The organism is Jeotgalicoccus sp. FSL K6-3177 (genome assembly GCF_038050175.1).
In the GTDB taxonomy this organism is placed as follows: Bacteria; Bacillota; Bacilli; order Staphylococcales; family Salinicoccaceae; genus Jeotgalicoccus; species Jeotgalicoccus nanhaiensis.
Window position 1 is genome coordinate 202,052 of the sequence record NZ_JBBOSK010000001.1, and the last position, 20,472, is coordinate 222,523.

Sequence of the window (20,472 nt, forward strand, 5' to 3'; positions counted from 1 at the left end):
AATAATTAAAAGAGGAATGATGACTATGGAATTCATACTGCTTGCGGTAACCGGTATGATTGCAGCAATTGTGGGATCATTAATCGGACTCGGGGGCGGTATAGTCATCGTTCCTATTCTTATATTTTTAGGAACCGAGCTTAGTGTGCTGGATGGGATTACCCCTCAGGTTGCTGTTGGAACATCCAGTCTGGTCCTTGTGTTTATCGGCTTATCATCTGTTATTTCATATAATAAAAGCAAACAGGTCGACTGGAGTAACGGGAAATACCTTTTGTTCGGTATCATTCCCGGTGCAATGCTTGGCTCCTATACGAGCAGCCTGTTTACAGTGGACAGTCTGAAGCTGTATTTCGGCCTGTTTATAATTTTAATCAGTTTTATATTGCTTATACGCGATAAAATAAAACCGCTTAAAATATTTCAGAATGAAAAATATATCAAACCTCATACTGACGGAACAGGTAAAGTTCATTATTACGGTTTTCCGCCATACATAGGAGTTACTGGGAGTTTGCTCGCAGGCTTTACAGCTGGACTATTCGGAGTCGGCGGGGGAGCATTAATGACACCTATAATGATTATTTTATTTTTGATGCCGCCATCTATTGCAGTTGGAACAAGTATGTTTCTGGTCCTATTCGGCAGTATATCCTCTGCGACAGGTCATTTGTTACAGGGGAATATTCATTTTCTTTATGCAGTGATACTGATTCCTGCTGCATATTTTGGAGCGAAATTGGGTGTTAAGCTGAATAGAAGCCTCGACTCGAATACTGTTGTATTCATCTTGCGGATGGTTCTCTTGTTACTTGGTATATATATGATTATAGACAGCTTATAAAATATGATAAAATATAAAAAGTAAATTTGATGAAATGGAATTGAATATATGTTTAAGTGGAGAAATTTGCCGAAAGGCTTTTTAATGGGAATAGTTGAACTTGTACCGGGAGTCAGCAGCGGTACTATGGCGTTGCTATTAGGAATATACGATCAGTTTCTCGGTGCTATCAGCCGAATTGTTTCAAAGTATTATAAACAGGCACTGGCATTTTTACTGCCTCTTGTAATCGGTATGGCTATCGCAATTTTAACGATGTCCTCGTTGCTTAATTATTTCCTGCAGAATCATACAATACCGACTCAATGGTTTTTCATGGGGATGGTGCTTGGTGTGATACCGATGATGATAAGAATTTCAAATGTAAAAGCAGAATTTCGGATCATACATTTTATATTAATTTTTGCTGGTATTGCTATACTCTTTATAATGTCTATGTTCAATGAAGATGCACTGCCGGCAAGCAATGCGGGAATGGCAGCTGGTGATCTCCTGAAGTACTTTATTACAGGTGCGCTTGCGGCTTCGATGATGTTGCTGCCTGGCATATCCGGATCGCTTGTGATGCTTATTATGGGAGTATACCCGATAGTAATATACGCGATAAATGAGTTTACCTCGCTTAATTTTACTGTTTTGCCGATTCTGATATCAATTGGTCTTGGTATAGTTACAGGAGTGCTTCTTGCAAGCAAGATAATCTCTCATTTCCTTAAAAATTATACTTATCTGACTTATGCAGCGATTATAGGTTTGCTTTTTGGTTCAGTGTTCGCTATTTATCCTGGACTGCCGGCAAGCGGAACAAGCTGGTTCTTATCTGTGATTTTATTTCTGTCAGGTCTTTTTATCAGTTATATATTTGGAAAGCAGCAAAATAAAAATGACATGCCTTAATCAGGTGTGTCATTTTTATTTTAGGGCTAATCATGAAAAAAGATTGGAAATATTTAGGGTCAGCTAAAAAAATATTTCACTTCACAGAAACTTAAAGGAATGGTTGAAAAATGGTTGAAAATATAATGAAAGCAGTGCATAATTAATCTCCATTAACTTTTAGGGGCTGTCATTATGGGTAATATAAATAAATTGAAACTTGCCCAGAGAGGTGCTTATTTAAGTATTGTCACGTATATTATTTTATCTGGTTTGAAATTATATTTCGGAGTGTTTTACGATTCTGCAGCAGTTCGGGCAGATGCTCTGAACAATATGACGGACATTTTTGCATCGGTAGCAGTTCTAATTGGTCTGAAAATTTCTATCAGACCGCCGGATGACAATCATCCGTACGGACATTTAAAATCTGAAAATATTGCTTCGCTCGTTGTCTCTTTCATTATTATATTTGTCGGTGTACAGGTGCTGGTGGAAAACGTTCCTGCCATATTTTCACCCTCTGTAACAAAACCGAACCCGGTAGTAATTTATATAAGCGTTGTGGGCGGTCTGATTATGCTTGCTGTATACTATATCAACTCTCAACTGGCAGCAAAAACGAACAGCAGTTCTTTGAAATCTGCAGCTATGGATAATCTGTCGGACAGTTTAATTAGCCTCGGTACTGCTGCCGGCTTGGTTTTAACACAGCATGGCCTGCCGATTGCGGACGTAATAATTGCATCTGTACTAGGGCTTCTGATTATATATACCGGTTTTAAAATATTAAAAAGTGCGGTTTTTGCTTTAAGTGATGGTTATAACGATGCGGATTTAATAGAACATAAAGAAGATGTGCTTGAAGTGGATGGGGTGCTCGATGTTAAATCTATAAAAGGACGATATCACGGCAGCAGCATATTCCTGGATGTGACGATTATTGTTGACCCGGAAATATCGGTTACTGAAGCACATCGTATATGCGACAGGGTCGAAGAACACATGCATGATAAAGGAATCATGTCTCTCTATGTGCATCCGGAACCTCTCTCTGAGGAATAAAAATCCCTTTAAGATTTTATATTTCAAAATCTTAAAGGGGTTTCTTTATGCTTCTTTAAAAATTACATCTTTATATTTATCATTGAACTCTTCAAAACGTTTAGCTGCAAAAGGACATCGTCCGATTAATCTTTTATCATTCTCTCGCGCATAATCAGCAGCGGCATCGAGCAGTACATCTCCGTATCCTTCACCGCGCAGCTCTTCTTTGACTACCACGCTGTCTATAACAAGTTTATTTTTGTCATCTGGAAGATAAGTCAGTTCGCCATCAGGATTTTGAGCATCTTCCCCAAAATAAAACTTGTTTGTTCCGTGCTTAATCTCCATCTAAGGACACCTCCGTAACTTTCTATAATGTTACTATACCCTCCGGAAAATTATTTACACTTTTTTATAGCAGATTGTAGCTTTCAATTGTTTTAACCAGTTCCTCCAGATAAAGTTTCGCGACTCTCGTGAGCTGAGTTTTATTATTTGTTATCCAGCCGACTTTAATTTCATCATCGACATCGAGAGGAACCGGAATGATGTCGGTGCCGTTTAATTCTTCGCTTAAAATTCCGCTTGAAATCGTATAGCCGTTTAAACCAATCATACAGTTAAAAATTGTTGCCCTGTCACTGACCAGAATATTCTTCGGGCTGTGCAGTGTGCTCAGTATTTCTTCAGAGAAATAAAATGAACTGTGTTCTCCCTGGTCAAAAGACAGCCGCGGATACGGCTCGAGATCTTTCAGTGTCACTTTCTCTTTTTTGGCAAGCGGATTTGTCTTACTGATAAATACGTGCGGTTTCGCTGTAAAAAGCAGTTCAAAGGTTAAACGATTTTCTTTCAGCAGCTGAGTCAGTATTTTTTCGTTGAAAGTATTCATATACAGGACGCCGATTTCACTTTTTAAATTTTTAACATCATCAATAATCTCGTAAGTGCGTGTTTCGCGCAGTGAAAACTGATATTTATCACCGCCGTGATGCTCAATCATTCTGACCATTGCATCGACGGAAAAAGAATAGTGCTGAGTTGAAACAGAGAGCAGCTGCTCCTGATAAGGCATATCAAGATACTTATTCTCGAGCAGTTCTACCTGTTCTGTAATCTGGCGGGCATAGCTGAGAAATTCCGCGCCGTCCGGACTCAATACAATACCTGTTGATGTCCGCTTTAAAATCGTAATCCCCATTTCGCGTTCAAGTTCTTTAATTGCTTTAGATAAAGTGGGCTGGGAAATATACAGTTTTTTTGCAGCTTCATTAATTGAGCCGCTGTTGACGACGGTAATTAAATATTTTAACTGTTGAAGTGTCATAAAGATTCTCCTTAGGTTATAGCTTAAATTCATAGCGGGTAATGAAATTAATGAGTTAGTCTATATCTTACAGACATGATAGTATTTAAACAACATTAAAAGAGATGGAGTGTTACATACATATGACTAAAGAAATATACAGAGCAGATCATGTAGGAAGTTTGTTAAGACCGGCAGAGTTGAAAGATGCCCGGAGACAATTTGAAAGTAAAGAGATAACTTTGGAAGAATTAAGAGAAGCAGAAGACAAAGCGATTGCACATGCTGTTAAAAAACAGAAAGAAGCGGGATTAAAAGCAGTGACTGACGGCGAATACCGCCGTGCCTGGTGGCATTTTGACTTTCTCGAAGGACTGCAGGGGGTCGAAGGTTCGGACACAGGCGGCGGAATTGCTTTTAAAGAACGCCAGACAAAATCCCGGGCAATTAAAGTAACAGGGAAAGTGGATTTCGACGGACATCGAGAAATTGATTTCTTTAAGTATTTACAAGAGCAGGCCGGTGATGCAACAGCAAAATATGCTATTCCAAGTCCGAGTATGCTGCACTTCAGGGGAGAAATCGACAAGAATGTTTACCCTGACGAAGAGGAATTTTTTGAAGATCTTGCAGCGGCATATAAAAAAGTGCTGCAGGGCTTTTACGATGCCGGCTGCCGTTATTTGCAGCTCGATGACACTTCGTGGGGATACTTCTGTTCAGATGAAGAAAGACAAAAGTTAATTGATAAAGGACAAAATCCGGAGTACTTAAAAGAGAAATATCTGGAAGTGTTAAATAAAGCAGTAGACGGGCGACCGGATGATTTTAAAATTACGATGCATATATGCCGCGGAAATTTCCGCTCAACCTGGATTTCTTCAGGGGGCTACGAGCCGGTAGCAGAAATATTATTCGGGCGTTTAAACATCGACGGTTTCTTCTTAGAATATGACAGTGACCGTGCAGGCGGATTTGAGCCGCTTCGTCATGTCAGCCGTAAAGATTTAGTCATCGTACTGGGTCTTGTTACATCGAAGAGCGGTGAACTTGAAAATGCTGAAGATATTAAAGCGCGTATTAATGAAGCAGCGCAGTTTGTGCCGCTGGATCAGTTGGCGCTCAGTCCGCAATGCGGCTTCGCTTCGACAGAAGAAGGCAACGTGCTGACAGAAGAAGAGCAATGGGAGAAATTAAAATACGTCGTAGACATCGCAGCTGAAGTCTGGCAATAGAAAGGAGAATGCGAATGGCAACAATTAACCCGGAGACGGTTATTGCAGGCAGTAAGTTCAATAAGTTCCATCTGCTCGTTTTTATATGGTGTTTTATCGCAATTGCTTCTGACGGTTTCGATATAGCTGTGTATGGACTCGGTTTGCCGCAGATGATGAACGATTTTGATATTACTCCTGCAGCAGCAGGGGCGGTTGGCAGTTATGCCATGATGGGTATGATGGCGGGGACTTTTGTCTTAGGCGCGTTGACCGATGTTATCGGCCGCAAAAGAATATTGGCAATATGTCTAGTTATGATTGGTTTATTTAACTTTTTAGCAGGCTTTGCACCTAATGCAACAGTATTCGTCATCTTCCGCTTTATTGCTTCGATTGGAATGGGCGGTCTTATGCCGGCAGTTATTTCACTGATGGCTGAATACTCTCCCCGTAAAAACCGGGCAATGATTGTTGCGTTAATGTATTGCGGTTATTCAATTGGAACAATTGGGGCATCGCTGCTCGGCATTTACTTTCTGGAGTACTTAAGCTGGAGATTATTTTTCTGGATTAGTATTTTTACAGTAATAATTACGCCGCTTTTCCTGAAACAATTCCCCGAATCAATAACATTTCATGTTGCGCGGGGGAATAAAGACAAAATTGCAGACATTTTAAATAAAGCTACCGGCACCGAAAATTACAGTGCTCGGGATCACTACGAAATTACAGATACTGACACTGCAGAAAAAGGAGTACCGTTTAAAAAGATATTTAATGAACGTAAGACACTGTCGACAATTATGTTTTGGATTGCTGTTATCTGCTGCCTGATGATGATTGCCGGACTCGGTACGTGGCTGCCGAATATTATGCAGGAATCCGGATATGGAGTATCCTCAGCTATGATATTTACTATTACACTGGCAATCGGTCAGATGACCGGTTCACTTGCCGGCGGCTATATGGTTGATAAAATCGGTCACCGCAATGTACTCTTAACGCTTCTCGGGACAGGGGCAGTGGCGTTTATCCTGCTCAGCCTAACGAGCAATGCATTTTTGCTTTATATTCTCATTGCGGCAGCAGGAGCATGTACGGCTGGCTCACAAAACTTGATTAATCCGTATATAACGATGTATTATCCGCCGGATGTACGCGGTGCAGGTTTAAGTGCTGCGGTGGGTATGGGGCGTATCGGATCAATTACAGGACCGCTCCTGATCGGCTGGGTGCTGATGACCAATATGCCGGCGCAGCTTTCATTTCTAGGCTTCGCAGTTCCATGTCTGCTTGCATTTTGTGCGCTTCTGTTTGTGCAGGAACAGCACGGTGCGGAAGTGCAGAAAGGACGAATCCGGAAAGCGGAAGAAGCAATTATTTCTTAACTTTTAAAGATGCGAATCTTACTCCGATTCGTATCTTTTTTCCATATATATGGAAGAATGTCGAAAAATTTTCACAAACATGTGAATATTTTAACAAGCTGATTGGATTTTATTGAGATAAGAAGAAATGTATTAGATAATGAAATAAATACAACAATTAGGAGTGTTTATATGGTTAACAAAGAAGAAGTTGAGATTATTCACAGCACAATTCCAATTTTACAGGAAAAAGGTGTTGAAATTACTTCTAAATTTTATAATAGAATGTTTGATAGACATCCGGAATTACGAGATATGTTTAATCAGCCGAACCATAAGCAGGGTTTGCAGTCTACAGCTCTTGCAACAGCAGTTCTGGCAGCAGCGCAGCACATTGAAGATTTAACGCCGATAGTACCTGTAGTAATGCCGATTGCGCATAAACACTGCGGTCTCGAAGTGCTTCCTGAACATTATCCGATCGTAGGAGAAAACCTCCTCGCTGCAATTCAGGAAGTAACCGGACTTGCGGCAGATGATCCGATTATAGAAACATGGGGCAAGGCTTATGGTGAAATTGCTGATGCGTTTATCGGTATAGAGAAAGATATTTATGCAGGCATGGCATGGCAGAGCTTTAAGCCGTTTGAAGTAATCGGTGTGAGAGAAGAGACAGGGATTATTAAAGCTTTTACAGTTAAATCGGATGATATTAAAGATATACCGTACTCGCCGGGACAGTATATTACGGTCGACGTCCAAGTTCCAAATCTGCCGTACAGAGCAAAACGCCATTACTCAATCGTCGATGTGCAGGATGGCAAGCTGACGTTTGCAGTAAGGAAAGAAGATCTGGATGGCAACCGCGGAGAAGTATCGACGTATCTGCACGAGCAGGTTAATACGGGCGATACAATCAATTTATCAGCGCCAGTTGGTGTGTTCGGCCTTGAAAACACAAATAAGCCGCAGCTATTTATCGGTTCAGGCATCGGTGTAACGCCGTTATTCCCGATGTACCGTGAAACAGCCGGTACTGATGCAGATGCACAGTTCATCCAGGTTTCAGATAATGCAAATAACGTTGCATTTGAAGTTGAGCTTCAAAATATCGCAGCTGCCGAAAATGCACAGCTGCACACTCACTTAAGAGATAAAGAAGGTTATCTGATGAGTGAGGAGCTGCAGAAGTTCATTAAAGATGATCAGGAAATTTACGTTTGCGGCGGTGTGACATTCATTCAGTCCATCGTTAAAGAATTAGGCAAGGCAGGCGTTGATAAAGATCGTATTCACTACGAAATCTTTATCCCGCGTTTAAGTCTGGCTGTATAAATTAAAGAAAAATGGCACCCCGTTTAATATACACGGGGCGCCATTTTTTTAATGATGGCTGTTTATTTCAATACTGTCGTCATTACTGAATTCCTGCAGAAATACTTCTTCGAACATATCCAGTTCACCGACAGTAAAGTATTTAGTCGGCACAGCATCGATATTATCACTTGAAACGTGTGCTTTAATCAAATACAAACCATCCCGCGGAATATTTATTTCCGCTGTATATTCTCCGTTTGAAAGAGATGATACTTCGTATTCCTCGTGCCATACTTCAGCTTCTTTCGCTGCCCACATAGACAGGGTAATATCGGCATTATCAACTGGGCTGCCGTCTTCCAGGACATGAATTGTCAGCTGTTCGGCAGGCCCGACAGATGTAATTTTCTCTGTATCAATAACGATATTTGCCTTCGGTGTCTTATTATATTTATCGTGTGTATCGTCATCTACAATATTGCAGCCGGAAAGGAACAGAAGAGAAATTATTAAAATTAAATATTTATACATGCTGTTCCTCCTTAATAATTCAGCCAGCGGCGGAGTTTTTCATTGTTTCTAATAATAAGCCTGTCCAGCAGGAATAAAATAATCAGCGACAGACCGACGAGCGGGAATATAAGGCCGAGTATGATTAGTACAGAGAGCATACCTTTAAATTCAAATATACTTTTAGCTTTTGGTGCACCGCTTTTACCTTTCGGTTTCCGTTTCCACCACATGTATACACCCGTAATGACGATGCCGATTAATCCAAGACAGATAATCACTCCAATAATTTGGTTCAAGAGACCGAACTCCAAACCTTTATGAATCGTAATTGCAAGCGCCATTGCCTTGCCGAGCGGACCGTAATTATCATAGCGGTAGTCAGCGATAACATCACCTGTATACTGATCGATATGTATCGTTGCCTCATCCTGTGCTTTCGGAGGGAAAACGGATAAGGTAAAGACACCTTCCGGAGAAGCAGGGTAAAATATGTCGTAGCTCGGATGAGTATCTGCTGCATCAGCCGTCTTAATAACTTCGTCTATGGAAACCTGTCTGAAGCCTGACGAAGGGTCAGAATCTGCGACCGGCATCTGTTCTGCAGCCCATGAGACATCCGCAATATCTTCTGCGACAGTCTCGGATTCTGGAGCCGGACCTACCCAGATTGACGGCGGATAGCCAGCGCCGGAAGCAGTTGTCAGCTGCTGCACGCCTGTACCCCAGAAGCCTGTCCACAGCATGCCCGATAAGAGGAAGAATAATAATCCTCCTGAGATCCAAAAGGCAGGGACGGCATGCAGGTCGCGGCGCCTGATACGCCCGGCTTTATTAAAGCGGATGGTGAAAACACCTTTAATTTTTTCTTTTGCTTTAGGAAACCACAGAAACAAGCCTGAAATCAGCATAATAATTGTCCAGCATGCCACCAGTTCGACTATCCGGTCGCCGAAAGTTCCGGCCATCAGTTCACTGTGCAGAGCGGCGAGGATTTCCATCGGCCGGTTGCTGTCGTTGATAATACCCAGGACTTCGCGGTTGTATGGATTAATGAAGACCGTTAATGATTCACCGTCTCCGTCCGTTATACCGACTTCCGCAGAACGAGTATCATCTTCGCCTGGACGGTAGCGGGTAATGTCTCCGCTGCCGACGGTATTTAAAGCCGTGAAAGCAAGATCGCTTGGCGGAAGATGTTCGCTTTCAGCCTCGATATTATAATAATCTTTATATATGTATTCTTCGATGTCTACTCTGAATAGATATATTGCTCCTGTAATGGCAATAATAAGAAGAAAAGGCGCCAAGATTAAGCCGGCAAACAAATGCCAGCGCCAAATCAAAGGCTGTATTTGTTTTTTCAAGTTTAAATCCTCCTGTCATTGATTCAACTGTTAATTATGGAGAATATTTATCGTTTTGTACATACCGCGATGTTAAAAAGAAGTGTCATTTGATGATATACTACGGATAACAACTGCCGGAGGGGGGAACCATTATGGAGAGAATACTGGTCGTCGATGACGACCCTAACATAGTAAAGTTTGTAACATTGAATTTAACTGAAGCAGGATACCGTGTTGCGTCGGCGAACGATGGAAGACAAGCTCTCAGGCGTTTAAAAGAAACGCCGTGCTCCCTGGCGGTGGTCGATGTCATGATGCCTTATATGGACGGGCTTGAATTGACCAAAGCGATACGCGATGAGTACGATATTCCGGTGCTTATATTGACGGCAAAAAGCCACATTGATGATAAAGCAGAAGGGTTTAAAGCAGGAACAGATGATTATCTTGTCAAACCGTTTGAACCGAAAGAGCTGATTTTCAGAATAGAGGCGCTGCTGCGCCGTTATAAAGCGGAAGGAGAGACTGATTCAATACGTATCGGAAATGTCAGTATTTATCCTGATAAGTATACCGTCGAAATTGAAGATAAGACCTACATGCTGCCGTTAAAAGAATTCGAACTTCTGCAGCTATTGGCAGGTCACCCCGGACAGGTTTTTTCAAGAGAACAGCTGATTGAGCAAATATGGGGAGTGTTTTACGAAGGGGATGAACGTACTGTCGATGTCCATATTAAGAGACTGAGAACCCGGTTTTCAAAATTAACATCTGATTTTAAAATTAAAACTGTACGGGGCGTCGGTTATTTTCTGGAGCCTGTTTTATGAAATCATTATACGTAAAATTTGTCGTTATGACGCTCGGTATTATGATACTCAGTTTCTTTATCGCCTTTGTCGTGTCGAACGCTTATTATCAATATAATTTAAAAGCAAGCAACGATGAAAAAAATACAGCAATTGCTTCTGAGGTAGGTACATTTATCGAAACTCAGCCGGAAATGAACATCGAGGAATACTTGAAAACAATTGCTGATGCCGGTTATCAGATGTATCTGGCAGACAACAGCGGCAACACTCAGTTTTTTGGAGCGGAGTTCAATGAGCACAATCTGTCTCCGGATGTGGTCAGCGATGTGCTTGCCGGTGAAATATATCACGGGATGGCAAATTTTGAAGCGGAAATATTTGTGACCGGTTTTTTTGCTAACGAACTGAGCAATACTATCGGTGTGCCGGTTCAGCATGACGGCACCGTTTATGCTTTATTTATGCGTCCGGATATTAATCTGTTGTTTAATGAGATGCATCTTTTATTCGGTATTTTATTTATGCTGACTGTGCTGTTAAGTATCATACTTGTATTTATCAGTGCGCATTTCCTAATTAAGCCCGTGACTAAATTGAGTGAAGCAACCAAGCTGTTGGCTTCCGGGGATTACTCGATTCACGATCTCGATACAAACCGGAAAGATGAGCTTGGTGAACTGTCAGCGAACTTCGCCAGGATGTCAAAACAGATTGCATACAATGATAAAATTCAGAAGGACTTTATCTCAAATATATCCCATGATATCCAGTCGCCGCTGTCGAGTATTAAAGGCTACAATAAGCTGTTAAATAAACCGCTCACAGCAGCTGAACGGAGTGAATATACAGAAACAGTGGATTTTGAAATAGACAGGCTGTCGACGATGACAGAGCAGCTGCTGATTCTGTCATCCATCGATCATGAAGATTACATGCTGCGGAAGGAAACTTATAATTTGAAAGAACAGCTCGAGCGGCTGATTAAAGTTTACGAATGGAAGATTAATGAAAAAGGCCTGATGCTTTCTCACAAACTTCAGGATACTGAAATCAAGGCGGACAAAGCGCTGATGAATACCGTATGGGACAATTTGCTGTCGAATGCTGTTAAATATAACGGAGATGCAGGCAGCATCGATATAGAAATGACCAGATATCAAGCTCATACAGTTATAACAATCAGCGATACAGGAAAAGGTATAGATAATACAAGTATCGATAAAATTTTTGACAGATTTTACCGGGTGGATACCGCACGGACGAGCAGTGTCGGCGGCACCGGTCTCGGTTTGTCCATCGTTAAGAAAATACTTGAACTGCATAACGGTACAATCAATGTAAGAAGCAGCGGAAGCGGCACGACCTTTACAGTCCGGCTGCCTGTAAATACAACAGAATAATTTTTTCCTCCTCGTTCACAATGAGTTCATATTGCAGGTATATAGTATGACTCATAGATGAAAACGAGGAGGATTTTTTTAATGAAGATGGCATGGAAAGAAATGAAGAAATATAAACTTCGGTATACAATTCTCGGTTCGATTATATTTCTGATTAGTCTGTTAACATTAAGTATTTCAGGACTTGCGAACGGTTTGTCCCAGGACAATGCGGCATTGATTAAAAATATGCCGGAAGGTACATTTTATATGGAAGAAAGTGCAGAAGAAAATCACAGTTTCTCTGCATTGTCGGATGAGCAGATTAGTAATTTGGAAGCTGCAGATCCGGATGTAACCTTATTTTCAATTCAAATGGGTGAATTCAATGATACCGGCGACCAGAAACACAGTCTAGCCTTTGTGAGTGCTTCGGATAATGAGTATTTCCCTGAAACAGAACCTGGTGAGATTGTGCTGGACCAGGCTTTTGAAGAAGAAGGATTTAAAATTGGCGATACAATTTCAAGCGGTCTCCTGGATAAAGAGCTGACAATTACAGGATTTGCCGAAGAAGAAAAGTTCAGCCACTCTTCCGTCGGTTTTATTAACAATGAAGATTTCTTTGAAATGTATAATACAGATACATTCCAGCTGGCGTTTACAACTGAAACGGATCAGCCGATTGATGAACTGTCAGCATTCGGCAATGGAGACTTCTTAAACACAATTCCAAGCTACAGTGCAGAGCAGCTGTCGCTTAATATGATTATAGTATTCCTGTACGTTATCAGCGGTATGCTGTTTGCGATATTCTTCTACATGATCAACGTGCAGAAATTAGGCACATTTGGCATTTTAAAAGCGATTGGGGTTAAGACTTCTGCACTGTTTAAAATGATGTGGGCGCAGATGTTTATTATCACCATTATTTCATTGCTGTTAGCTGTCGGTATCAGTCAGCTGTTTAATGTACTGGCACCAAGCGGCATGCCATTCCACTTAACGCTTAATATGGTAATGCTCTCATCACTTGCATTTATTATTATCGGCTTTATCGGGGCGACGCTGTCGGGCATCCAGATTAAAAAAGTAGAACCGATGCAGGCAATTAACCAAGGAGGTGCTTAAGATGAGTTTATTTCAATTAGAAGATATAAAAAAAGAATTTAAGCATGGAAGTACAAAAGAGCAGATATTAAAGGGAATTGATCTGGAGTTAAATAAAGGTGAACTGACGGCGCTGGTGGGCGCGTCGGGTTCAGGAAAAAGCACGCTGCTGACGATAGCTGCCGGGCTCCAGGATTTAAGCGGCGGTTCAATTAAATTCAGCGGGAAAAATATGTCGGAAATGAATGCCGAAGAGGTTCGTGAAGTGAGGGCGAAATATTTCGGCTTTGTTTTCCAGCATGCACATCTGGTACCATTTTTAACTGTGAAAGAACAGCTCGAGCTGATGCTTGATACTGCAGAAACCAAATGGTCCAAAAAATCGAGAGAAGCGCGTATTGAAGATGCGCTTACTACCGTTGACATGTGGGAACATAGAGACAGTTATCCGGAAAACATGTCAGGCGGAGAAAAACAGCGTGTGGCAATTGCCCGGGCAATTATTCATGAGCCGGAAATATTATTTGCCGACGAGCCGACAGCAAGTCTCGACTCAAAACGCTCAGTGGAAGTAATGGAGTTAATAGAAAGACTGGCACGTGAATTGAATATTACCGTGCTGATGGTAACCCATGATAATGATATGTTGAAATATGCAGAGCGTATTGTGGAAATGAAAGACGGTAAAATTATCGAATCTTAGTAAAGATGGGTCATAGACCCGTCTTTTTTTATCGATATTCATACTTTTAGGAGGCATTTATATGAGTTACAATGAAAAATAAAAAGGGGTTTACTCATGAGTGATGATAAGCAGAAAAAGAAAAATGGCTTTAAAATGCCGCATATATATGTCATCCTGTTTGTATTTGGTATCGTTGCAGCAGCAGCTACATATCTAATACCAGCAGGTGAATTTGACCGTGTGGAATTGGAAAACGGGCGTGCTGCGGTTGATCCGGAGTCGTTTACATATGTTGAATCCACACCAACTGGTGCAGTCGAATTCCTGACAGCGATTCCAAGGGGATTAGTTGATGCAGGGGAAGTAGTATTCTTTACGCTGATTATTGGCGGAATGTTTATGGTACTGCGTGAGAGCGGCATTATAGAAATTGCAGTCGATAAAATGGCACGTAAGTTTTCAAAGAAAAGTATATTTATTATACCGGTGCTTGTTACCGTATTTGCCGCAGTTGCGACTTTAATCGGTACAGCCGAATTGTCTCTTGTATATATTCCAGTTATTATACCTCTGGTTATTGCTCTCGGGTACGATTCGATGACAGCCGCGGCCATAGCACTTTGCGGTACTGTAATCGGCTATACTGTAGGAGTGCTGAACCCGATAAATACAGGTCTTGCACAGACGATTGCAGAGATACCTACATTTTCAGGTCTCGGATTCCGGTTGATTTTATTTATTATTGTTCTGTTCATTACAGCATTGTTTATAATGAGATATGCAAAAAAAGTAAAGAGAAATCCGGAATCAAGTTTAGTATATAAAGAAGATGCTGAAAAACGTGAAATGTATTCATCAATAGGTGAACATGAACCGCTGAAAGCGACGGGCCGTCAGATTGCAGGAGCATTCGCTGTACTGCTGTTTTTTGCCGTACTGATTTGGGGTGTAACTACCCAAGACTGGTTTATGATAGAGATGTCAGGACTGTTCATTATTATGGGTGTTGTAGTTGGTCTAGTTTCAGGACTGAACTTGACGCGTATTAGTGAAGCATTTACGAAAGGTTTCAGAGAAGTGCTGATGGGTGCCATAATTGTCGGATTGGCGCGTTCAATTGCTGTCATTCTGGAAGACGGTCAGGTAATGGACACTATAGTAAATGGGCTCGGCAGTGCAGTAGGAGAATTACCGCCTGTGCTTGCAGCGGCAGGAATGTACTTCGTCCAGTTAATTATCAACTTCGTTATCCCTTCAGGATCGGGGCAGGCACTGGTTACCATGCCGATTATGGCGCCGCTCGCCGATCTTGTTGATGTAACGCGGCAGACAGCTGTTCTTGCATTTCAGCTTGGAGATGGTTTTGCTCATATTCTTTATCCGACCAGCGGATACTTTATGGCAGCCCTCGCTATAGCAGGAGTAGAGTGGCACAAGTGGATTAAATTCTTTTTCCCGCTATTCTTAATCTTTATGTTTATATCTTTAGGAGCTCTGGTAGTTGCTCAAATAACCAGCTGGTCGTAAACAATTAAAAGTTGAAGCGGAGTTAAAATCAAAGTATTCCGCAGCTTCCAAACGTTTTAAAACTAACAAAAAGGCAAAAATCCATTCGGATTTTTGCCTTTTTAATTTACCTTATTTATTCTTAAAGTTCTTAACAGCATCTGCTATATCAGTGCCGCCGTCCAGCACCTGCAGCTCTTTGCCGCGGTTTTTTTCTTTAGTAACGACTTCGTAAATTACCCCCGCCACATTTTCACGTGCAACGTTTTTAATATCGCCGAAGTATAAATCGATATCGACCTTGCCGGAACCGCCTTCGTCAGTCAGCATACCGGGATGAACAATCGTGTGGGTAAGACCGGAATTCCTTAAATAGACGTCTGCATGGTGTTTCGCAATCGTGTAAGGTTTAATTTTCTGTGCATCAGGCGTATCGAAAGCTTCTCTTCTTGAATCCCATGTCGAGACCATAACAAAGTGTTCAACTCCTGCCTGTTTACTGGCATCGACTGCTTTTACAGCGCCGTCGAGATCGACGATAATCGTTTTATCGGCACCTGTGCTGCCGCCTGAACCTACTGAGAAAACAACCTGTTCAAAGCCTTGCATCTTATCGGCCATTTCTTCTATAGAATCGTTCTCGACATCAATCAGCAGCGTTTTCATATCTTTATTTTCAAAATCAGCAATCTGTTCTTCTTTACGGATACCGGCTGTGAAATCCACTGAATTTTGTTTAAGCTGTGACGCGAGGTGGGTCCCTACGCCGCCGTTTGCACCAATAACTAAAATACTCATCTGTATACACTCCTTAAATGTTTTATTAGCAACAGTCTAACTTAAAAACTTTCTGAAAAGCTTGTTTTTTGCCTGGGTAAATGGGGCATAGCGTACAGGAATATCAATGATTGTACTGTTTTTTACGACGCTCTTTTCATGGGTAAAAGTATCGAATGAATACTTGCCGTGATAATGACCCATTCCGCTCGCACCGACGCCTCCAAACGGCATATCGTGATGTGACAGATGCATCAGAGTATCATTTACGCAGCCGCCGCCGAAGGACAAGCGTGACAAGAGAGTTTCAACATTGCGATCGTTTTCTGAGAAAATGTAAAAGGCGAGCGGTTTAGGCAGCGTCTGCTGGTAAGCAATCAGATCCTCAAGGTTATCGTAAGTGATTACCGGCAGAATCGGACCGAATATTTCCTCTTTCATGACCTCCGATTCAAAGGTGCTGTTCGGCATGAGGGCGGGCGCAATTTTTTGCGTTTCTGAATTTTTACTGCCGCCGAGAACCATTTCATTTTCGAGCAGCCCTGATAAACGTTTAAAGTGTTTTTCATTAATAATTTTAGGATAGTCTTCCCGGTGCACAGCGTCACTGTAACGTTCTTCAATTTCATTGAGCATCCGGTCGATAAACTCCTGTTTTTTAGAACTGTGAATAATCACGTGATCGGGAGCGACGCAGGTTTGTCCCGCATTGACAAATTTACCCCAGGCGATACGCTTAACTGCAACATCTATATTTGCAGTTTCATCAACTACAACGGGACTTTTGCCGCCGAGCTCCAATGTGACTGGTGTCAGCGTTTCGCTGGCAATACCCATAATCTCTTTGCCGACACTGGTGCTGCCTGTAAAGAATATATAATCATACTGCTGTTTGTTGACTTCATCATGCGGTGTGTCAGCAGGAGCGCAGTACACATACTTTTCGCTGAAAGTATAATTCAATATTTTTTCTATAATTGCAGCTGTATGCGGACTGGTTTCAGAAGGTTTCACAAGCGCGCAGTTCCCGCCTGCAATAGCGCCAATCAGCGGCATCATCGTTAAATTAAATGGATAATTCCACGGCGACAAAATAAGAACAACACCGTAGGGGTCGCGGTATACATAATTTTTAGCTGGGAAACTCATCATTGAACCTGACACTTTTTCAGGAGAGTTCCAGCTTCTTAGATGTTTAATGACGTAATCAAATTCTTTATAAACGATACCGATTTCTGTCATAAAAGCCTCGGCTTCTGATTTTCCGAGATCTTTATTTAAAGCTTCAAGAATCATCTTTTCATTAGTCTCGACAGCAAGCTTCAATTTTTTTAACTGGCGGATACGGAAACTGACCGATTTTGTATGATTTTTATAATAATATTTGCGCTGATTTTCGACTATTGACTGCATGGACATAATTATCGCCTCCAAAAAATATCTTATAATTTATAGTATTCCCTTTTTATGTTTGTTCTAATTAGGGTATATATTATTATTCCCTATTCTAATACATATAATGAATGACTTAAAATTTATGAGGAGCGGATAATACATGATTGAATTTAAAAATGTAACAAAACGCTACGGCAGCAAAACTGCGGTGGAAGATGCAAGTTTTTACGTGAAAGAAGGAGAGTTCTTCGTTTTAATCGGTCCCTCGGGAAGCGGAAAGACAACTACTCTTAAAATGATTAACAGACTGATTCCGCTGACTGAAGGCTATATTTACTTTAAAGATAAACCGGTAAGCGATTATGAAGTGCATGAAATGCGCTGGGATATCGGCTATGTGCTGCAGCAGATCGCTTTATTCCCGCATATGACAATTAAAGAGAATATTGCTCAGGTTCCCCAGATGAAAAAATGGAAAGAAGCAGATATCGATCAAAGAACAGCTGAGTTAATGACGATGGTGGGGCTCGATCCTGATACATACAAAGATCGTAAACCAGCTGAACTCTCCGGCGGCCAGCAGCAGCGTGTCGGTGTAATCCGTGCACTGGCAGCAGACCCGCCCGTTATTCTGATGGATGAGCCGTTCAGCGCCCTCGATCCGATTACGAGAGAAAGCCTTCAAGATGATCTAACAGCGCTGCAGCAGGAAATTAAAAAAACAATAGTGTTTGTCACGCATGATATTAAAGAAGCAATGAAACTTGGCGACCGGATTTGCCTGTTTAATGAAGGGCGAATCGAACAGATTGGGACGCCGGAAGAATTTTTAACAGCTCCTAAAAACGACTTTGTTCAGGAGTTTATAGGTTATCAGAAAGAAGAAAATGAGACGATCGGTGAATTTATCAGAGCAGATTCTGCTGAAGCTGAGGAAGCTGTTTATCCGCTTGTAGAAGAAAGTACTAAGATCGAAGATGCATTTAAAGTATTTGCTGAGCATGAGACTGTTGCAGTGAAAACCGCAAAAGGGAATAAGCTGTTAAGCAGGCGGGATGTCTTTAAACATTTATCAGATAAGCGCGGTGACAGTGCATGAATACATTTTTAGAAACTCTCAATTCACGTAAAGGTGAACTTTTATCGACACTGATAGAACATATTCAGATATCGTTTATAGCACTGCTGATTGCAGCTGTTATCGGTATACCGCTAGGCGTTATTTTAACGAAGACGAAGCGTACAGCAGAAGTAGTTATTAATATTGCGGCAGTACTCCAGACAATACCGTCCCTTGCCCTGCTTGGATTGATGATACCGCTGTTTGGTATCGGTGTTGTGCCTGCAATTATAGCGCTCGTTATTTATGCGTTACTTCCTATACTGAGAAATACTTATACAGGCATCGCCGAGGTGGATGACTCACTGGTGGAAGCGGCCAGCGGTATTGGAATGAAACCGATGAGACGGCTTTTAAAAGTGGAAATGCCGATAGCGATGCCGGTTATTATGGCGGGTGTACGTACAGCAATGGTGCTGATTATTGGTACCGCAACGCTCGCTGCACTAATTGGAGCAGGCGGACTCGGAGATTTAATACTGCTTGGGATTGATCGTAATAACACGCACCTTATATTAATCGGAGCGATACCGGCAGCCTTGCTTGCGATACTTTTCGATGTTATTTTAAGAGTTATTCAAAATCTGTCGTATAAAAAAGCAGTGACTCTGGTAGGCACAATTTTTATCGTTATACTGCTTGTAGCACTTGCACCGCTGTTAACAAACCGCGGCGACAGTATGACAATTGCAGGGAAGCTGGGAGCAGAACCGTCGATAATTACAAATATGTATAAAATACTGATTGAAGAAGAAACAGATTATAATGTTAATGTGGAAGATGGACTGGGTAAAACATCCTTCCTTTTCAATGCTTTGGAATCTGATGATATCGATGGATATCTTGAATTTACCGGTACAGTGCTCGGAGAGCTTGTGAATATCCCGCCGGATTCAAATGAGGCAGATAAAGTATATGAGCAGGCTAACGCTGCACTGGATGAACAATTTGAGATGACGATGCTCGAACCGATGGCATTTAATAACACATATACACTTGCTGTGAAAAGAGACTTTGCAGAAGAACACGGTCTTGAAACAATTGGAGACCTGAGAGAAATTGAAGACATTGTGAAACCAGGCTTTACGATGGAATTTAATGACAGAACAGAAGATGGTTATCCTGCGCTTCAAGAAGCGTATAATCTGAACTTCACTGATGTGGTAACGATGGAACCTCAGCTTCGTTATCAGGCAATTGAAAGCGGAGATATCAACCTGATGGATGCTTATGCAACAGATGCCGAGCTGAGAGAATACGATATGGTGATACTCGAAGATACAGAAGCGGTATTCCCGCCTTACCAGGGCGCGCCGATGTTTAAGCAGGAGTTTCTTGAAGAATATCCGGAGATTGTCGAACCGTTAAATAAACTCGCAGGCAAGATTACGGATGAAGAAATGCAGGATATGAACTACCGTGTCTCTGTGGAAGACGAAAGCCCTTACGATGTGGCGGAAGAATATTTAAAAGAAAATAATATTATAGAGCGAAAATAAAGCATGGAGATGTGGGGATACACATGAGACTCTGTCATGCCAACCCTGGAGCTCTCGGATACACATGAGACTCTGTCATGCCAGCCCTGGAGTTCCCGGATACACATGAGATTCAGTCATACCAACCCTGTGGGTCCCGGATACACATGAGACTCTGTCATGCCAACCCTGGAGCTCTCGGATACACATGAGACTCTGTCATGCCAGCCCTGGAGTTCCCGGGTACACATGAGACTCAATCATGCCAACCCTGGAGCTCCCGGATACACATGAAACTCCGTCATGCCAGCCCTGGAGTTCCCGGATACACATGAAACTCAATCATACCAACCCCGGAGCTCCCGGATACACATGAA

General features: G+C 41.8%; 19 protein-coding genes. 13 read left to right on the top strand and 6 right to left on the bottom strand.

Annotated features, from left to right (window positions below):
• Positions 1-16: 16 nt before the first annotated feature.
• The 3 genes from MHH58_RS00975 (at position 17) to MHH58_RS00985 (ending at position 2,785) form a co-directional block, all read left to right on the top strand.
• Positions 17-844, top strand: coding sequence for a sulfite exporter TauE/SafE family protein (locus MHH58_RS00975; protein WP_341344765.1), 828 nt, complete (start codon positions 17-19; stop codon positions 842-844).
• A 48-nt stretch (positions 845-892) separates the two neighbouring features.
• The gene (locus MHH58_RS00980; protein WP_341344766.1) at positions 893-1,741 is read left to right on the top strand and encodes a DUF368 domain-containing protein; all 849 of its coding nucleotides are present in this window, start codon (positions 893-895) and stop codon (positions 1,739-1,741) included.
• 174 nt (positions 1,742-1,915) lie between these two features.
• Positions 1,916-2,785 (top strand): cation diffusion facilitator family transporter, encoded by an 870-nt coding sequence (locus MHH58_RS00985; RefSeq protein ID WP_341344767.1) that lies wholly within the window; start codon positions 1,916-1,918, stop codon positions 2,783-2,785.
• A 45-nt stretch (positions 2,786-2,830) separates the two neighbouring features.
• Here MHH58_RS00985 and MHH58_RS00990 read toward each other — a convergent pair whose 3' ends face one another.
• On the bottom strand, positions 2,831-3,115 hold the full coding sequence (locus MHH58_RS00990; RefSeq protein ID WP_341344768.1) for a GNAT family N-acetyltransferase: 285 nt from the start codon (positions 3,113-3,115) through the stop codon (positions 2,831-2,833).
• Positions 3,116-3,179: 64 nt separating this feature from the next.
• Positions 3,180-4,094: a LysR family transcriptional regulator gene (locus MHH58_RS00995; protein WP_341344769.1), complete on the bottom strand. Its 915-nt coding sequence runs from the start codon at positions 4,092-4,094 to the stop codon at positions 3,180-3,182.
• 122 nt (positions 4,095-4,216) lie between these two features.
• Here MHH58_RS00995 and MHH58_RS01000 point away from each other — a divergent pair, with 122 nt between their 5' ends.
• The 3 genes from MHH58_RS01000 (at position 4,217) to MHH58_RS01010 (ending at position 7,992) form a co-directional block, all read left to right on the top strand.
• Positions 4,217-5,308, top strand: coding sequence for a 5-methyltetrahydropteroyltriglutamate--homocysteine S-methyltransferase (locus MHH58_RS01000; RefSeq protein ID WP_341344770.1), 1,092 nt, complete (start codon positions 4,217-4,219; stop codon positions 5,306-5,308).
• Between the two features lie 14 nt (positions 5,309-5,322).
• Positions 5,323-6,678, top strand: coding sequence for an MFS transporter (locus MHH58_RS01005; protein WP_341344771.1), 1,356 nt, complete (start codon positions 5,323-5,325; stop codon positions 6,676-6,678).
• 171 nt (positions 6,679-6,849) lie between these two features.
• The gene (locus tag MHH58_RS01010) at positions 6,850-7,992 is read left to right on the top strand and encodes a globin domain-containing protein (RefSeq protein ID WP_341344772.1); all 1,143 of its coding nucleotides are present in this window, start codon (positions 6,850-6,852) and stop codon (positions 7,990-7,992) included.
• Positions 7,993-8,040: 48 nt separating this feature from the next.
• Here MHH58_RS01010 and MHH58_RS01015 read toward each other — a convergent pair whose 3' ends face one another.
• Both MHH58_RS01015 and MHH58_RS01020 read right to left on the bottom strand, forming a co-directional pair.
• Positions 8,041-8,505 carry a FixH family protein gene (locus tag MHH58_RS01015; protein ID WP_341344773.1) on the bottom strand — a complete coding sequence of 155 codons (465 nt, stop codon included), beginning with the start codon at positions 8,503-8,505 and terminating at the stop codon, positions 8,041-8,043.
• An 11-nt stretch (positions 8,506-8,516) separates the two neighbouring features.
• Entirely contained in the window at positions 8,517-9,851 is a 1,335-nt protein-coding gene (locus tag MHH58_RS01020; protein ID WP_341344774.1) for a PepSY-associated TM helix domain-containing protein, read from the bottom strand.
• Between the two features lie 134 nt (positions 9,852-9,985).
• On the opposite strand from MHH58_RS01020, the gene MHH58_RS01025 reads away from it, so the two are divergent.
• From MHH58_RS01025 to MHH58_RS01045, 5 genes are all read left to right on the top strand, one after another.
• A complete protein-coding gene (locus tag MHH58_RS01025) occupies positions 9,986-10,663 on the top strand; it encodes a response regulator transcription factor (protein ID WP_341344775.1) in 678 nt (225 codons plus the stop codon).
• A complete protein-coding gene (locus MHH58_RS01030; RefSeq protein ID WP_341344776.1) occupies positions 10,660-12,045 on the top strand; it encodes a sensor histidine kinase in 1,386 nt (461 codons plus the stop codon). Before MHH58_RS01025 ends, MHH58_RS01030 begins: the two co-directional genes overlap by 4 nt.
• A gap of 81 nt (positions 12,046-12,126) precedes the next feature.
• Complete coding sequence (locus MHH58_RS01035) at positions 12,127-13,155, top strand: ABC transporter permease (RefSeq protein WP_341344777.1); 1,029 nt, start codon at positions 12,127-12,129, stop codon at positions 13,153-13,155.
• 1 nt (position 13,156) lies between these two features.
• Positions 13,157-13,837 carry an ABC transporter ATP-binding protein gene (locus MHH58_RS01040; protein WP_341344778.1) on the top strand — a complete coding sequence of 227 codons (681 nt, stop codon included), beginning with the start codon at positions 13,157-13,159 and terminating at the stop codon, positions 13,835-13,837.
• Positions 13,838-13,933: 96 nt separating this feature from the next.
• The gene (locus tag MHH58_RS01045) at positions 13,934-15,346 is read left to right on the top strand and encodes a YfcC family protein (RefSeq protein WP_135097677.1); all 1,413 of its coding nucleotides are present in this window, start codon (positions 13,934-13,936) and stop codon (positions 15,344-15,346) included.
• Between the two features lie 111 nt (positions 15,347-15,457).
• Here the strand turns inward: MHH58_RS01045 and MHH58_RS01050 are convergent, their stop codons facing one another.
• A complete protein-coding gene (locus MHH58_RS01050; RefSeq protein WP_341344779.1) occupies positions 15,458-16,123 on the bottom strand; it encodes an NAD(P)-binding oxidoreductase in 666 nt (221 codons plus the stop codon).
• 36 nt (positions 16,124-16,159) lie between these two features.
• Entirely contained in the window at positions 16,160-17,521 is a 1,362-nt protein-coding gene (locus MHH58_RS01055; RefSeq protein WP_341344780.1) for an aldehyde dehydrogenase, read from the bottom strand.
• A 136-nt stretch (positions 17,522-17,657) separates the two neighbouring features.
• Between MHH58_RS01055 and MHH58_RS01060 the strand changes: the two genes are divergently transcribed.
• Both MHH58_RS01060 and MHH58_RS01065 read left to right on the top strand, forming a co-directional pair.
• The gene (locus MHH58_RS01060) at positions 17,658-18,596 is read left to right on the top strand and encodes an ABC transporter ATP-binding protein (RefSeq protein ID WP_341344781.1); all 939 of its coding nucleotides are present in this window, start codon (positions 17,658-17,660) and stop codon (positions 18,594-18,596) included.
• On the top strand, positions 18,593-20,116 hold the full coding sequence (locus MHH58_RS01065; RefSeq protein WP_341344782.1) for an ABC transporter permease/substrate-binding protein: 1,524 nt from the start codon (positions 18,593-18,595) through the stop codon (positions 20,114-20,116). Before MHH58_RS01060 ends, MHH58_RS01065 begins: the two co-directional genes overlap by 4 nt.
• Positions 20,117-20,472 lie beyond the last annotated feature (356 nt).

Bases quoted from the DNA above. Each gene is read 5' to 3' on its own strand.
- MHH58_RS00975 (WP_341344765.1), top strand. From the start codon at position 17: ATGATGACTATGGAATTCATACTGCTTGCGGTAACCGGTATGATTGCA.
- MHH58_RS00980 (WP_341344766.1), top strand. From the start codon at position 893: ATGTTTAAGTGGAGAAATTTGCCGAAAGGCTTTTTAATGGGAATAGTT.
- MHH58_RS00985 (WP_341344767.1), top strand. From the start codon at position 1,916: ATGGGTAATATAAATAAATTGAAACTTGCCCAGAGAGGTGCTTATTTA.
- MHH58_RS00990 (WP_341344768.1), bottom strand. From the start codon at position 3,115: ATGGAGATTAAGCACGGAACAAACAAGTTTTATTTTGGGGAAGATGCT.
- MHH58_RS00995 (WP_341344769.1), bottom strand. From the start codon at position 4,094: ATGACACTTCAACAGTTAAAATATTTAATTACCGTCGTCAACAGCGGC.
- MHH58_RS01000 (WP_341344770.1), top strand. From the start codon at position 4,217: ATGACTAAAGAAATATACAGAGCAGATCATGTAGGAAGTTTGTTAAGA.
- MHH58_RS01005 (WP_341344771.1), top strand. From the start codon at position 5,323: ATGGCAACAATTAACCCGGAGACGGTTATTGCAGGCAGTAAGTTCAAT.
- MHH58_RS01010 (WP_341344772.1), top strand. From the start codon at position 6,850: ATGGTTAACAAAGAAGAAGTTGAGATTATTCACAGCACAATTCCAATT.
- MHH58_RS01015 (WP_341344773.1), bottom strand. From the start codon at position 8,505: ATGTATAAATATTTAATTTTAATAATTTCTCTTCTGTTCCTTTCCGGC.
- MHH58_RS01025 (WP_341344775.1), top strand. From the start codon at position 9,986: ATGGAGAGAATACTGGTCGTCGATGACGACCCTAACATAGTAAAGTTT.
- MHH58_RS01030 (WP_341344776.1), top strand. From the start codon at position 10,660: ATGAAATCATTATACGTAAAATTTGTCGTTATGACGCTCGGTATTATG.
- MHH58_RS01035 (WP_341344777.1), top strand. From the start codon at position 12,127: ATGAAGATGGCATGGAAAGAAATGAAGAAATATAAACTTCGGTATACA.
- MHH58_RS01040 (WP_341344778.1), top strand. From the start codon at position 13,157: ATGAGTTTATTTCAATTAGAAGATATAAAAAAAGAATTTAAGCATGGA.
- MHH58_RS01045 (WP_135097677.1), top strand. From the start codon at position 13,934: ATGAGTGATGATAAGCAGAAAAAGAAAAATGGCTTTAAAATGCCGCAT.
- MHH58_RS01050 (WP_341344779.1), bottom strand. From the start codon at position 16,123: ATGAGTATTTTAGTTATTGGTGCAAACGGCGGCGTAGGGACCCACCTC.
- MHH58_RS01055 (WP_341344780.1), bottom strand. From the start codon at position 17,521: ATGTCCATGCAGTCAATAGTCGAAAATCAGCGCAAATATTATTATAAA.
- MHH58_RS01060 (WP_341344781.1), top strand. From the start codon at position 17,658: ATGATTGAATTTAAAAATGTAACAAAACGCTACGGCAGCAAAACTGCG.
- MHH58_RS01065 (WP_341344782.1), top strand. From the start codon at position 18,593: ATGAATACATTTTTAGAAACTCTCAATTCACGTAAAGGTGAACTTTTA.